This window comes from Pseudomonas sp. P1_C12, from assembly GCF_056406435.1.
On the sequence record NZ_JBFUAE010000006.1, the window covers coordinates 84,467 to 98,733 of the forward strand.

The 14,267-nt window shown below is 48.8% G+C and carries 11 protein-coding genes and 1 pseudogene; 10 read left to right on the plus strand and 2 right to left on the minus strand.

Annotated features, from left to right (window positions below; genetic code table 11):
* Positions 1-137 precede the first annotated feature (137 nt).
* The 7 genes from AC1D19_RS12630 to AC1D19_RS12660 all read left to right on the plus strand — a co-directional run bounded on the left by AC1D19_RS12630 (position 138) and on the right by AC1D19_RS12660 (position 9,141).
* The gene (locus AC1D19_RS12630; RefSeq protein ID WP_477763405.1) at positions 138-581 is read left to right on the plus strand and encodes a hypothetical protein; all 444 of its coding nucleotides are present in this window, start codon (positions 138-140) and stop codon (positions 579-581) included.
* Positions 582-1,009: 428 nt separating this feature from the next.
* The gene (locus tag AC1D19_RS12635; protein ID WP_477763406.1) at positions 1,010-1,378 is read left to right on the plus strand and encodes a histone-like nucleoid-structuring protein, MvaT/MvaU family; all 369 of its coding nucleotides are present in this window, start codon (positions 1,010-1,012) and stop codon (positions 1,376-1,378) included.
* Between the two features lie 1,779 nt (positions 1,379-3,157).
* Positions 3,158-4,567 (plus strand): tyrosine-type recombinase/integrase, encoded by a 1,410-nt coding sequence (locus tag AC1D19_RS12640; RefSeq protein ID WP_477763407.1) that lies wholly within the window; start codon positions 3,158-3,160, stop codon positions 4,565-4,567.
* Entirely contained in the window at positions 4,548-6,446 is a 1,899-nt protein-coding gene (locus AC1D19_RS12645; RefSeq protein ID WP_477763408.1) for a hypothetical protein, read from the plus strand. Before AC1D19_RS12640 ends, AC1D19_RS12645 begins: the two co-directional genes overlap by 20 nt.
* Positions 6,443-8,425 (plus strand): integrase, encoded by a 1,983-nt coding sequence (locus tag AC1D19_RS12650; protein ID WP_477763409.1) that lies wholly within the window; start codon positions 6,443-6,445, stop codon positions 8,423-8,425. Before AC1D19_RS12645 ends, AC1D19_RS12650 begins: the two co-directional genes overlap by 4 nt.
* 39 nt (positions 8,426-8,464) lie before the next feature.
* The gene (locus AC1D19_RS12655) at positions 8,465-8,626 is read left to right on the plus strand and encodes a hypothetical protein (protein ID WP_477763410.1); all 162 of its coding nucleotides are present in this window, start codon (positions 8,465-8,467) and stop codon (positions 8,624-8,626) included.
* Positions 8,627-8,727: 101 nt separating this feature from the next.
* Entirely contained in the window at positions 8,728-9,141 is a 414-nt protein-coding gene (locus tag AC1D19_RS12660; protein WP_477763411.1) for a hypothetical protein, read from the plus strand.
* A 292-nt stretch (positions 9,142-9,433) separates the two neighbouring features.
* On the opposite strand, the pseudogene AC1D19_RS12665 reads toward AC1D19_RS12660, so the two are convergent.
* Positions 9,434-9,742: pseudogene (locus AC1D19_RS12665) on the minus strand (patatin-like phospholipase family protein); the annotation flags it as partial.
* Positions 9,743-10,058: 316 nt separating this feature from the next.
* Here AC1D19_RS12665 and AC1D19_RS12670 point away from each other — a divergent pair.
* The 3 genes from AC1D19_RS12670 to AC1D19_RS12680 are packed head-to-tail and all read left to right on the plus strand — an operon-like array spanning position 10,059 to position 12,361.
* Positions 10,059-10,379 carry a PepSY domain-containing protein gene (locus tag AC1D19_RS12670; RefSeq protein WP_477754511.1) on the plus strand — a complete coding sequence of 107 codons (321 nt, stop codon included), beginning with the start codon at positions 10,059-10,061 and terminating at the stop codon, positions 10,377-10,379.
* 3 nt (positions 10,380-10,382) lie between these two features.
* Positions 10,383-11,051: a response regulator transcription factor gene (locus AC1D19_RS12675; RefSeq protein ID WP_477754510.1), complete on the plus strand. Its 669-nt coding sequence runs from the start codon at positions 10,383-10,385 to the stop codon at positions 11,049-11,051.
* Entirely contained in the window at positions 11,048-12,361 is a 1,314-nt protein-coding gene (locus tag AC1D19_RS12680; RefSeq protein ID WP_477763412.1) for a sensor histidine kinase, read from the plus strand. Before AC1D19_RS12675 ends, AC1D19_RS12680 begins: the two co-directional genes overlap by 4 nt.
* A gap of 128 nt (positions 12,362-12,489) precedes the next feature.
* Here the strand turns inward: AC1D19_RS12680 and AC1D19_RS12685 are convergent, their stop codons facing one another.
* Positions 12,490-14,166: an MFS transporter gene (locus AC1D19_RS12685; RefSeq protein ID WP_477763413.1), complete on the minus strand. Its 1,677-nt coding sequence runs from the start codon at positions 14,164-14,166 to the stop codon at positions 12,490-12,492.
* Positions 14,167-14,267: the final 101 nt, after the last annotated feature.

Below are 14,267 nucleotides of genomic sequence, written 5' to 3' on the forward strand. Positions count from 1 at the left end.
GTGCGCAGAGATTCCAAGATATTTCGACGTAGATTTACCGACAGCCGCTTCCATGACTGGCGGGGCGTAAAGCTTCACCAATACCGTAAATAAGATCCATTGAACTTTTCTAATTGATTGGAAGGGAGGGTTAACTCGTGGGCATAATAATACTTGATGGCGTCGTAGAGGAAATTGGCTTTGGTTCATATTCCGAAGGAGAGAGAGCGCTTTCTTTCATCAAGGTTAATGGCAAACGAATCAAAAACGTTGTTTGCGATGATTTCATGAGATCGTTTTTAAAAGTAGGGCGGACTGTAAAATTGTCGTTGGTTCCAGGGATGCTAGGGACGCATACCCTTTACGCTGCGAAGCTCGAAGATGGCGAGGTGGTCATACTTTCGTCAGTGAAGCCCGTTTCGATGGTCATCGCTCTCGGTGTTGGGATTATGGTGCTTCTGAGCCCATTTTTTATTGGCGTATTGAAAGCAACTCACTCCATTGGTTTCTCAATGATTATCTTTGGACTGATTGGCATCAGCTCGGCATATCTCATCCTTCGCAATCACTTCAAGGCACGACTTATTTTCGGTAAACCTTAAGCTGGCTGTCAGAGTGAGTCCATTGGGATAAGCGAGCCTGAGATGAATCTGATGTGTCGTACCGCCAATCCCGAGTTGGCGAGCAGATCACTCCAAAAATTTCATAGCGATGAGTCGCGATGCCGGCTCCGCCGAATTTGTCCACGCTTGCGAGGGCCAACGCTCTGCATAATCAATTATTCACATCTGCACAGAGTAATTTTCTAACTGGCCGAACCCATATGAATAAAAATCTTACGGGACACTATTACTTGTTCTAGTATCAGCGGGTAGGTGAGGTATGAGAGGTTGTGAGCGTTTCCTCGCCGCCACTGGTACATCCAATGCGTAAGCATTGGCACCAACTCGAATTGCGTCACCTGTCCTGCGCCGCAGCATATTTCAACAGAGCCGGCAGTAACCATCACTAGTCAAAGAAGGCCTTACTCATGTCTCGTCTTGCCGAATACCGAAAGCTTGAACAGCAACTAGCATCGCAGTTGGCGGAACTGGAAAATATGAAAAAAGACTCCGGTCTTCAGAAGGAGATGGAGTTCGAGACCAAGCTTCGTAAGCTGTTGAGCGAGTACGGCCGCAGTTTGCCAGATGTCATCAGCCTGCTTGACCCTCAGGGAAGTCAGCGTAAGAGCAAAGCCGCCCCCGTAAGCCGCAGTACTCGCCGACCGCGCGAACTCAATATTTACAAACATCCAGAAACTGGCGAGACAGTTGAAACCAAGGGGGGAAATCATCGCCTGCTGAAACAGTGGAAGCTCAAGCATGGCGCTGATGAGGTAGAGACATGGCGAAAAAAATAGCTACGACAACACTTATCAAGGTAGCCAGCGCCGAATGTTGATCTAGACGCCAGATCCGCTTTTTGCAAAATCTTTCAGAAACAGATGGTTGTGCGGGTGTTAAGGGTGTGAGCTTAGGTCTACACCCTAGCAATATAACTTTTGGCTCGTCTCAATTCAGCCGGAGCTATCCGCTGTGCCCATTGTTGGGACCATAACGCGACTTGTATCGAGCTATCCCGAAGTCATGAACATGATCCTGATGAGCACATGGTCGTCTGCGCCCACTGCGCATATCTGGCAGGTTTGAAGCAATGGAAAGGGGGCGGCAAGGTATTAGTCGAAGCAGGCTCATGCAGCTACGAGATAATTCCTATCTTGCTCCTTAAACCTGTGAGCAGTTAACGGGGCAGATTGCGACTGGGGCGTTATGGGCTTCAGCTTTAACTTGTGATGGTTGATTGGATGGCCAACCGGCGCTACAGATCGATTAATCAAGGTTTACGGCAAGGTGGTTGAATCGACCACCTTGCTCTGTAGGTCACTGGTCCATCGGTTCCACTACGTCATACTTGATGAAAATTTCGGGTAGGTCTTCCACCTAATTTCGATGCTTGGCAGCTTCAGGGTCGCGCTCATACCCCTCAGGGCTGGGGGAAGCCCTACCGCTATCTCCCCTCTATCGACCCACTCTGGGAAATTTTGGCGAAGCCGGTTTCATAAAAGGTCAGCATCAGTAACCAAGCGCGCTTGCGAGGCCACCATTAAGCACATCCTTGTCTGGGTATATCAGATAGAAACCGGACAAACGGTACAACATTTTTCGATGACAACATCTCCCATATTTCAGTAGTGAATACTAAAAATGACAGTATTTTCCAGCCGCCTCCAAGTCGGTTGATGCTCGATACCGCTGGAAGTTGTTTATGTGTTTTACACTTTCATTGCTTTTCTGTGAGGTTAAAACATTACCTAGGAGTTAAAATCATGATCAGCATGAAAAAATATTAAAAGAAGCCCGCTTAAGTTTCCTGAAGCATGGTGTATATAATATTGAATTAATCTTAAATTATTTTTTTCGGTCGATAGTAACTAATGAAAGTGTCGCGGGGCAAGGTGTGTGTTTTTGCATGGCTGGACATGTGCGCATTTGAGGGCTAGGTTGATATTACCTGACTTGAATTATTAAGTTGGTTTGAGGGAGACAGTTTTTTACGTTGCTTCGGTTTTCAAGGTGGTAGGATATGCGAAGCGTCCACAACTATTCCGAAATTTTAACAACCGAATACGATAAGGATTTATTCAATGATAAGTTTGTGCTGCATTCTCATCTAGCAGTGATTTCTCATGTTCAGTGGCTAGATCAGAATTTGAATTTTAGCGCCGAGGCGAAGCTACAGCGATTTGCAATTGTTTGGCGAGCATATAAGGACCTACGTGTAATCCAAATAATTGAAAAAGCGCTTATTAGAGGTATTGTTTCACCTGTACTTTGTGTAAGCGTACGCACTAACTCTTTAGAGCTGTTTCTTGGATCTGAGAGTCTGCTCGTACACGATGTTGACTTTAATATAGCGTGGAGCAATGTCGCATATTGCGATGACGGTGAGCAATGGAACGTGACGATATCGAAACTCCGTAGGTTTTCGCATGATTACACTGTGCACGATGAAGAGCATCAGAGGTTTGTTAGCACAGTTGTTTACTGTTGCGGATTAGGCCTTGACTCGTTTACATATAGATCTGCGGTAAACGAAACTTGGATTTCCTGCTGTCTTAAAGAGTTTCATGATATAGGCCATGAATACAAACCAACAAGGCTATAGGAAAGTCAAGCTAACGAATGTTCGCACCTGGACTCGCAGTAATGAGCAAAAAGCCATGGACTGGCTGGGAAGGTTCTCAGTGGACGGTGTACTTGTAGAACCGTATCCAATTGAATCTATTCCATTGGTTCCAGAATTCATAGAGAAGCTGTATGTAATTATCAAACCAGATGGCTCTATTTGGAGAGAGGGGAGTTTCTATTTATACAATCGGTGCATTGAGGGTGCCAACGATAAGACGTGCTCTAACATAGCCGGTGATTTATCTAACTACATGAACATATTGGATGGTGGTGGTCGTCACTTTCTTGATTTTGAAGGGCCGCAATCACAGCGACCAACATACTTTTACAAGTCTGAACTAAAAAAACTAATAATCGATGGAGGAATTAAAAGGCCAACGGCGAATAGAAAAATCTCAAGCGTTATTGGACTGTATAGATTCATGACAGAAGTGAGACATTTTATTCCTCAGCAACCCATGTGGAAAGCATCAATCAGAAGCATTGTATATCTTGATCGTCACGGAAATAGTCATTCAAAACAAATAGTAAAAACCGATCTTACATTCAAAAATAGCGCTGCTATTGGTAGTGGCGATTATATCGAAGATGGAGGAAAGTTATATCCAATTGAGCGTGATGATCAGCGCGCACTTATTAAGGTACTCGTACTGCTTCAAAATACGGAAATGTTGCTTATTTATATCGTGGCGCTGACGACTGGCATGAGGATTCAATCAGTTTTAACTTTGCGTTTTTGCATGGTTGATCAGGAACAAGATGAAAAAAGCCAGAGGCTGCTGCCTGTGACTATTGGGCCCGGGACTCTGACCGATACAAAGATGGGTAAATCTCAAACTGTTCTGGTGCCCGGATGGATTCATCATGCACTAACGCAGTATATAAATTCCGAGAGATACAAGGGTAGGGCCGAAAAATCGTTAATCACATCTGAAGAAAATCAGTATGTTTTCTTTACGCGATCAGGAAGACCTTATTACATAGCCAAATGTGATTCTGAGCTTTATGGGTTCAGTGATGAAGACGGTTCTGCAATCAGGGCATTCCAAAGAAACGTACATAAGAAGCTTAGAGAGTTAGGTCATAAATTTTCTTTCAGGTTTCACGATCTACGAGCAACCTTTGGTATGAATCTTGTGGAGGATAATATGAAGTATCTTGCGGAAGGTAAAATGAATCAGCTCCAGTTATTAGATCTCGTAAAAACGCGGATGGGTCATAGTAGTATCGAGGTGTCAATGCGTTACTTGAAGTTTAGGCAGGATCATGAACTGGTCGCCTTGGCGCAGTCGGAATTTGAAGAGCATCTGAGAAGTATGATTGATAACCTGAGGGATTGTCATGAGAGAGAACGATCGTGAGTTTACTGAGGTTGATATCAGGGAATATGATTTAGACAGTATTCAGCCTGTGCTAAAAAGTGTACCGATTCAGAATTTAGTTCTGAGAATCACCCAAGCTCGGCGTTTTGATATCGGCGCTTTGTGTTACACCGAAAGATTCAAATTTTTACGAGCGGCTGTGAAATTTGTAGAGTCTGAAAGCCTAAGGACTGACCGTTGCGTAGCGCTAAATAATTTTATATCCGCCCATATCACAGATTTTTACACAGAAAGCAGTAATCTTACTTTTTACGCGGATATACTCAAGACCAATGCAGTTTTTACTTGGTGCGATAAGAATGGCCATGAAGACTTTTTGGTTTCCCCTGAAGCTTATAAAAATGCACTTAAGAGTTATAGCCATAACCTTCAGATAAGGATTAATAAAGGCGATCTCGAAAAACTTACTGGCGGCCTACTCCAAAGCACGGCAATAAAAATCGGGTATGACTTTTTTCCGGACTGCCATGAGAATTTTTATAATGACATACCTTTAATTTCTATCGCAGGAGCTAGAAAGAAAAGCACACCTGTACCCACTGCGTCGAGCATGGCGGATCATCTGACACTGTGTGATTTCATTTTTCGTGAGTTAACTACATTTCTATTGGATTTTTGTGATTTTCCATATCGTATGCCATTTATGAGTGAGTACGTATGGTTGTTACCTGGAGAGTATTTCTTTGTTACTAAAAGGTTCATTGAGAAAAACAAAAATAAAATAGCTAATAACATCTTTTGGGATTATGAAAAAGGTTGTTTGCGTCCCATTGATGATTGTTTTGCTCTGACCTCACAAATGAAATACCAGATCGTTCGGCAGCATAAAGAAGCAGACCAGTTATTGAACGAGGCAAATTCTGATTACTACCATGAGAAAAGATTCAGGCTAGGTAAGCTCGCTCATGACGCCTTCATTTCTCTCTTTATTGCAAATAGTGGTTTCAATGAGACGCAAGCGCGAAACCTTCCTTTTTGTGAGAGCTATTCTATTGAAAACTCGACTACGCATGGATTCAGCGAAATAAAGATGAGGGCCGGTGGTAGGGTAATAAAAATAAATGTCAAAAAAACATTTATAAAAGATTTTGAAAGGTTTCTTTTGCTGAGAGAGTATCTCTGTGCAGGTACTGATTGGCCATATCTGTTTTTAGGCATGACATGTCACGGATATGGAGTGACGGGCAAGCTGCATGTGGATGCAATCAAAAGATTCAATGATCGTATTGTAAACTATGTTAATCCTGATTTTAAGGGTTTGAGTTACCGCCAACTTAGGAAATATAAGAGCAACTATCTGCTGTCGAAGGATCATTCCCTTGCAACAGTATCCGCGGTGATGCAAACCAGTCCTTCAACCGTGCTGAGCAGCTATGCAGATGCAGAAGAAAATACGGCAATTGACGAAATCTCTTCAATGATGCATCGGTTGATATCAGTTCTTGATGATTACGCTGGTGCAAAAACGCCTGCGGGTGATTGTACGGGCAGTGACAACGCAAGAGCGGAGATCAGTCCACCACAGGGTTACGAGCCTGACTGTAAGTCTTTTGAAGGATGCATTTTCTGTTGGAATTTTAAGACACATGCTAGGGCTGAAGATATAAGGAAGTTGCTTAGCATGCGCTTTGTGATTAATGAATATATGGCCTCTTGTTCTGATCATGATCATTTCCTAAAAGTACACGGCCCGGCGATTGCTCAAATAGACCGTATCATTCAAGAACTGTTGAGTGTCCGGCCTGATCTCGCCGCTCTAGTAAAAAAAGTGTCAGACGATGTCACTAATAGTTTTGAGTTGGATCCATATTGGGAGCGCCAGTACGAGAGGCTACTTAAATTGAAGGTGATGAAATGAGAGGTGTTAATCAGAAACCAAGTTCATTTCCAATCGATACAAAATTCCTTAATTCGGATGCATTTTATGGGATGGATTTTAACAGAATTGGCCCAGGGTTGGTCATTTCGAGAGACTCGTCCGGTTTACCAATTTGTTATTTTGAGGACTATGAATGGTCGTTTCCTGCTCATAAACTACAGGTGGTTGATAATTGTAACTTTTCTTTCGAGTATCTGAAGCTTGACACCAGCGTAGAATTTGCAAGCTCCTTTTTTTGTAAAAAGATTTTTTTGATGCGGATGTTTTTTCCCTACTCAAAATCTGGTCAACCTATTCGACTTCCTAGCATGCATGTAACTAATTTGATGTTGAAGAAAATTTTTCACTTTTCTGAAAAGCGAAAAGTCAGTGTGAAGACTGTCTTTTTGGATTCATTGATGTTTGAGACTTTTATTGGTGAGTTACCAGGAACGTTGTTGAAAGAAGTGAAGAGTTTAGTGCGCACAATGAATAGGCTCAGCATCGCGGATTTAGGCTTCTCAGTAGTTGGGTCTGTTGTTTTAGCCATCAATAAACTTTCTAAAGAAGTGCGTAAAGAAACCGAACAACACCCAGTCATTCCTAGCCGCATCCTCGGGATTAAGTATATTCAATACAAAACATGCATCGCTGATTTTAATCGATACTCTGTCGAGCTTTTAGGGTTTGTCAATAAGGGGGTCGTAAATCCATATTATGCACGAACTAAAAAAACTAATAGGAAAGCTAAGGTGACCGATAAAATTACCAGAAATCTAGAGTATGGGTTAAATGGTTCGGCGCCTGATTTTGAAAATGCAATTATTGACAATGGGCTTAGTTTTTTAAAAGAAAAATACATGTGGAAAAATGTATCCAGTGTTTCAGGTTTTATCGCGTTGGTTCAATACTGTTGCAAGTCGCTCATTCATATAATGACGTTGATGCGGCAGCATGAAGTGTTGGAGTTGTGTACAAGTTGCTTAGAGTCGGTCAGAGGGTGGAATAATGACGCCCTATATGTTGCGAGCATTTCGACGAAGCTTACGGGGACAGCTGCTCCTAATAAGTGGATTACCATTGATGCTATAATGGAGCCAATCGAAACATTAACTGCAATTAATTCAATAATCTCTCCGCTTGTTATTGATGGAAATGTTCGTGATAAGCTATTTTTATCTACCGGAATTTTACCATTTAGCCGTGGTAGTGACCCTCAGCAAATGAAGCCAGTGAGTAAGTTAAATTATGAGTTTAAGCTTTCACCAGTTATTATTACAGAGGATGATATACTTGAGTTGGAAGCCATAGACCCATTTCGGAACTGGAGAGCCGATAAGAAATTCCAAATCGGAAAGCCCTGGGTAATTACTTCCCACCAATTTCGCCGATCGATTGCTGTTTTTGCGGGTCAGAGCGAGCTTGTAACTCTTCCGTCGCTGAAACGCCTTCTCAATCATATTACGAAAGTGATGTCCACGTACTATATGAAAGGTTGCTCAGCAAATAACTACATATTTGGTCTTCTTAATCCAGAGTTGACGTTGGAGATGAGGCGGGCAAAGGCGGATGCTGATACTGCTCTGTATATTCGGAACGTAATACGTTCTGAGCAAGAGTTATATGGTTTTCATGGTAGCCGGGTGATGCAGGAACGAGCTAACTCACCGTGGTTGCATGATTCACTTGAAGCGACTGCTAAACAAATGAAACTTGGGCTGTTGGCGTATGAGGAGACGCCGATCGGTGGCTGTGTCTCTAATAAGCCTTGTGATAAGCGTGCACATGGTAACTTCAATGATTGTCCTGGTTGTCCTAATAGTGCTTTAAATCCGCAAAAAATAGAAGAAACTATCAAGCTTGTTGAGTGGGATCTAGCGGAGTTGCAACCGGGAACAATAGAGTACAAGGCCGAGTTGCGAAATCTGGATGATTACAAAAACATACAGAAACTAGTCCTTAAAAAGAGTAAAAAATAATTTTATAGTGTTTTCCGTTCAAGCAATGAGGAGGTTTTCATGAAAACTAAAAAGATTGATCCTGCGCTGGTGCCTTACTTTTCTGCTTTGAAGCGCATTCTTGATGGCAAGGGCTTTGTTGCCCCGGCTAAAGGAAAACTAACGATTCATTCCGTTGGCTTTTATAACGTTGAGGGTCGGCAAATAAAAACTTTGCATTAATTCAAGCTGTAGACTTTTGCCGGTGTAGTACCTTTGCATTTTATCACGAGGTTAGAGCGCAGGGGTTTGTCATACTTTATTACTTGTCTGAGGTTGGTCTTGTGGAAGATCTTGAGCTTAGGTTAACCTTACTTCCCTATTATGAAGCACTTAATCGGTTGGTTGAAGGGAAAACCTTGATTGTACCGGCAGGTACAAAAATAACACTTAATTCGGTGGCATTAGAAGCTGGGAGGAGTGCGGGTAGTATTAAAAAAAGTCGCCCAATCTATAGGGCGTTAATTGAAGAAATTAAAATTCGTGCGAAGGAGCAAATGGAAAGCCGAACCCCAGGTTTCTTCAAGGTAAGTGAAGCGAGAGAAAAAGCTGCAAAGGAGAAGGCTACCGCTGATACTTATAAAGAAATGTATAAGGCAGGCTTGGGCCGTGAGCTAATGCTTCTCATGCAATTGGACAAAGCAGAAGAAGATCTTAGAAGAGTCAACAATGTAATTCCTATTCGACCTCGCGATTGACATCAACAGGATTGAAATTTAACGCATAGCCAATGCGCACTTCATCTCTTGGTCGTTAGCTCGCTTATAAGCACAGTGCAATGCTGTTTTACCTAGCGATCAAGTCATCGTTTCCCTCATTTATTCTATTAGCCCTCCTTTTCCTTCGCAGTTGCATACCGTTAGCACGTGCTTTTGCATGGAACGTTCACTGCGTCTGTGGGGACGTAAAAAGAAATTTCTATGCTATGCAAGGGATGTCCATGTCCATCCTTTCAGCTCACGATATTGAAGAAATGGCCATAACTCACGCGTAACTCTGCTCGGTGTACAGCTGCCCGAGACGCCGGATGCCCTCGGCGGCGTCCGGCAGGCAGGCGCTGGCGAAGCGCCAGGAACCCACCGATGCGCCAATCAGCGAGCGTTCCCGCGGTGCCGCCGGCAGCCACTCGCCGAACAGCGCCAGGTCCAGTCCCTGAATCCCCAGCGCCTTCGGACCGCCGGCCGCGCCAGGCAAGGTGCCGACCTCGGCCGCGTTAAGGCCGTTGGCGCGGATGTGCGCATAGGCGCGCGGACCGGCCTTGAGGGTCAGGGAAGGGGACTTGATGTGGATGGCGGTCATACCGGTCTCGATGTGTGTGTAGGAGCTGCCGAAGGCTGCGATCTTTTGATCTTTTGCTAGGCGACTCAAGTGAAATTGAGAAAGGATCGCAGCCTTCGGCAGCTCCTGCAGGATTTGTGGGGTTGGCAATGATGGCAATTCAGCTTCAATTAAGTTCAGCTGGTTAAGATGGCTCGCCTGGACCCCGACGCAACGCTGAGGTAGCGCGACGCTGATACCATAGTGGCTTTCGAGAAGCTCACACCACTCGCACCGACCGGGATCTGGAATTAGACGCTGTCAGCGGGCAGGTTCTCAAGGATCATCAGGATTGGTAATGAAGGTGTTTCTATTCAAGCGATGCACCGGCAGCTGGATAGCGCTGGTGCTTCTGGCTTTTTGCTCGGCAGTGATGGCCCACGACCTGGACCAGGATGAAGCCCTGCGCCTGCGTCAACAGGGCGTGATCCTGCCGCTGGAGCAACTGCTGCAGCAGGCAATGGATCGCTACCCCGGCGCGAAACTGCTGGAAGCCGGGCTCGAAGAAAAACATGACGTCTACATTTATGAAGTCGAGCTGCTGACCCCTGAAGGCGTGGTTCGCGAACTGGACATCGAAGCCTCCACCGGCCGTTTACTCAAAGACAAGGAAGACTGATCCATGCGTTTGCTGCTGGTGGAAGACCATGTGCCCCTGGCCGACGAACTGCTGGCCGGTCTCAACCGCCAGGGCTATGCGGTGGACTGGCTGGCCGATGGTCGCGACGCGGTGTATCAGGGCAGTACTGAACCTTACGACCTGATCATCCTCGACCTCGGTTTGCCGGGCGTGCCGGGGCTTGAGGTGCTGGCGCAATGGCGCGCGACAGGGCTGGCCACGCCGGTGCTGATCCTGACCGCCCGTGGTTCCTGGGCCGAGCGCATCGAAGGCCTGAAGGCCGGCGCCGATGATTACCTGACCAAACCGTTTCATCCCGAAGAGCTGTTTTTGCGCATCCAGGCGTTGCTGCGCCGCTCCCATGGCCAGGTCAACCAGCCAACGCTCAAGGCCGCCGGGCTGCATCTGGACGAAGGTCGCCAGTGCGTTGTCCGCGACGGTGCGGACATTCAGCTGACTGCCGCGGAGTTTCGCCTGTTGCGTTATTTCATGCTGCACCCCGAGCGGATCCTCTCCAAAAGCCACCTCGCCGAGCACCTCTACGACGGTGAAACCGAGCGCGACTCCAATGTGCTGGAGGTCCACGTCAACCATTTGCGCCGCAAGCTCGGCAAAAGTGTGATTGAAACCCGTCGCGGCCAGGGCTACCTGTTCGGCGGGCAAGCCCGGTGAGATCGATCCAGCGCCGCTTGAGCCTGGGCCTGATCAGCGTGATGGTGGTCGTTGGCCTGATACTGGCGCAAACCAGCCTGTGGCTGTTCGAAATGGGTTTGCAGCGCTACCTCGAGGCCGGGTTGCGCAATGACAGCGAGAACCTGCTGGCGGCACTGGTGCGCGGGCCGCAAGGCTTGCAACTGGATGAACGACGCCTGTCGCCGGCCTATCAGCGGCCGTTTTCCGGGCATTATTTCCGCATCGATCTCGCCGACGGCCATTGGCGTTCCCGTTCCTTATGGGATCAGGAGCTGCCAGCGCTCGATCAACCCGGCCTGCACGACGACCTGCAACTGGGGCCGGAAGGGCAACAGTTGCTGGTATTGCGTACGGACTATCGACGTTCGGGGTTGCCGATCTCCATCAGCGTCGCCGAGGATTACACGCCAATACGCGAAAGCTTCCGGCTTATGCAACAGCTCGGGTTGGGCCTCGGTTTGACCGGGCTGCTGGTGATTCTGTTGCTGCAACGGATCACCGTGCGCCGCGCCTTGCGCCCGCTGGAGCAGGCGCGCGAACAGATCGCGCAGTTACAACAGGGCCAGCGCTCGCAACTCGATGATCAGGTGCCGGTGGAGCTGGAGCCACTGGTGGCGCAGATCAACCACTTGCTGGCCCACACCGAAGACAGCCTCAAGCGCTCGCGCAATGCCTTGGGCAACCTCGGCCACGCGTTGAAAACGCCGCTGGCGGTGCTGTTGAGCCTGGCCTCGAGCGAACCGCTTGAGGCGCACCCGCAACTGCGCAAGGTCCTCAAGGAACAACTGCAGCAGGTCGAGCAACGGCTCAATCGCGAACTCAATCGTGCGCGGTTGTCCGGCGATGCGCTGCCGGGCGCGCTGTTTGATTGCGATGCTGAACTCCCCGGATTGCTGGCAACCCTGAACATGATCCATGGCGAACACCTGGCGCTGAGCTACCGCGCACCGCCCGGCCTGCAATTGCCCTGGGATCGTGAAGACCTGCTGGAACTGCTGGGCAACCTGCTGGACAACGCCTGCAAATGGGCGGATGCCGAGGTGCGGCTGAGTGTGGTCGAGCGGGCGCAGGGGTTTGAACTGAGTGTGGAAGATGATGGCCCGGGCATTCCCGAAGAGCGTCGCGATCAGGTGTTTGGTCGAGGTACGCGGCTGGATGAGCAAACCCATGGGCATGGTTTGGGGCTGGGGATCGTGCGTGACATCGTCGATAGCTGGGGCGGCAAACTGTCGTTGCTGGAAAGCGAGTGGGGCGGGCTGAAGGTCGTCATCGAATTGCCCAAGCACTGATAATCGCCGTCCTGTAGGAGCGAGCTTGCTCGCGATGATCGTTAACGATGACGCGCCCTTTCTGATTCACAGCGGCGCCCTTGCGTTCATCGCGAGCAAGCTCGCTCCTACAGTGATTTGTGTCTACCTCAGGTGTGATGAATCTCCCGATCCTTGGTTTCCGGCATGAAGAAAATACCCAGCACCGCCGTCATCACCGCGATGACGATCGGATACCACAGCCCATAGTAGATATCCCCCGTGGCCGCCACCATGGCAAACGCCACCGTCGGCAGGAAGCCACCGAACCAGCCATTGCCGATGTGATAGGGCAGCGACATCGAGGTGTAGCGGATGCGCGCCGGGAACAGTTCCACCAGCCACGCGGCAATCGGCCCGTAGACCATGGTCACGTAGATCACCAGGATGGTCAGGAGCAACAGCACCATCGGGTAGTTGGTCTTGGCCGGGTCGGCCTTCTCGGGGTAACCGGCGTCCTTGAGGGCAGTGACGAGGGTGGCGGTAAAGGCGTCGTTTTTGACCTTGAAGTCGGCGGCGGGCATGCCGGTGCCCTCGAAGCTCTCGATCACTTTCTCGCCAATACGCACCTGCGCAACGGCGCCCGGCTCGGCGTTCACGTTCTTGTAGGGGATGGCCTTTTTGGCCAGCACGGTCTTGGCAAGGTCGCAGGAGCTGGTGAATTTGGCCTTGCCCACCGGGTCGAACTGGAACGAGCACTGACCGGGATTGGCGACTACCGTGACCGGATTCTTCTCCTGCGCAATGAACACGTCGGGGTTACCGTATTGGGTCAACGCATGGAAGATCGGGAAGTAAGTCAGTGCCGCGATGATGCAGCCGGCCATGATGATGCCCTTGCGACCGATGCGGTCAGACAGGCTGCCGAATATGACGAAGAACGGTGTGCCGATCAGCAGTGAGCCGGCAATCAGCAGGTTGGCGGTCTGTGGGTCGATCTTCAGCGTCTGCAGCAGGAAGAACAGCGCATAGAATTGCCCGGTGTACCAGACCACGGCCTGGCCAGCGGTGCCACCGAGCAGGGCCATGATCACGATCTTGAGGTTTTCCCAGCGGGCGAAGGATTCGGTCAGCGGTGCCTTGGACGCCTTGCCTTCAGCCTTCATTTTCATGAACACCGGTGATTCGCTGAGTTGCAGGCGGATGTACACCGAGACGATCAGCAGCAGGATCGAAAGCAGGAACGGAATCCGCCAGCCCCAGGCTTCGAAGGCTTCGGTGCCCAGAGCGGTACGGCAGGCGAGGATCACCAGCAGTGAAAGAAACAGGCCGAGGGTTGCTGTCGTCTGGATCCACGAGGTGAAGTAGCCACGTTTGCCCTTGGGTGCGTGTTCGGCCACGTAGGTCGCTGCACCGCCGTATTCACCGCCCAGCGCCAGGCCTTGCATAAGGCGCAGGCTGATCAGAATGATCGGCGCGGCTACGCCGATGGTTGCATAGCCCGGCAGCAAACCCACCACAGCCGTGGAAATACCCATGATCACGATGGTGATGAGGAACGTGTGTTTACGCCCGATCATGTCGCCCAGTCGACCGAACACAATCGCCCCGAAGGGCCGCACGGCGAAGCCGGCAGCGAAGGCGAGCAGGGCGAAGATGAAGGAAGTCGTTTCGTTGACACCGGCGAAGAAGTGCTTGGCGATAATCGCCGCGAGGGAACCGTACAGGTAGAAGTCATACCATTCGAACACGGTGCCCAGGGACGAGGCGAAAATGACCTTGCGTTCCTCCCTGGTGATTCCGTGGTTGGGCGCGCTGCCCGTGGCTGTATTGTCGATTGCTGCCATGAGTATTCTCCGTCTTGCTCTTGTTGTAGGCCGGAGTTCCCACCAACACTTACCGTACCCAGGCCATGGGGCTGAAGTCATTGGATTACGTGGCTTGCATT

Excerpts from the sequence above, each read along its gene's own strand:
- AC1D19_RS12635 (WP_477763406.1), top strand. The coding sequence starts at position 1,010 with ATGTCTCGTCTTGCCGAATACCGAAAGCTTGAACAGCAACTAGCATCG.
- AC1D19_RS12640 (WP_477763407.1), top strand. The coding sequence starts at position 3,158 with ATGAATACAAACCAACAAGGCTATAGGAAAGTCAAGCTAACGAATGTT.
- AC1D19_RS12645 (WP_477763408.1), top strand. The coding sequence starts at position 4,548 with ATGAGAGAGAACGATCGTGAGTTTACTGAGGTTGATATCAGGGAATAT.
- AC1D19_RS12650 (WP_477763409.1), top strand. The coding sequence starts at position 6,443 with ATGAGAGGTGTTAATCAGAAACCAAGTTCATTTCCAATCGATACAAAA.
- AC1D19_RS12655 (WP_477763410.1), top strand. The coding sequence starts at position 8,465 with ATGAAAACTAAAAAGATTGATCCTGCGCTGGTGCCTTACTTTTCTGCT.
- AC1D19_RS12670 (WP_477754511.1), top strand. The coding sequence starts at position 10,059 with ATGAAGGTGTTTCTATTCAAGCGATGCACCGGCAGCTGGATAGCGCTG.
- AC1D19_RS12675 (WP_477754510.1), top strand. The coding sequence starts at position 10,383 with ATGCGTTTGCTGCTGGTGGAAGACCATGTGCCCCTGGCCGACGAACTG.
- AC1D19_RS12685 (WP_477763413.1), bottom strand. The coding sequence starts at position 14,166 with ATGGCAGCAATCGACAATACAGCCACGGGCAGCGCGCCCAACCACGGA.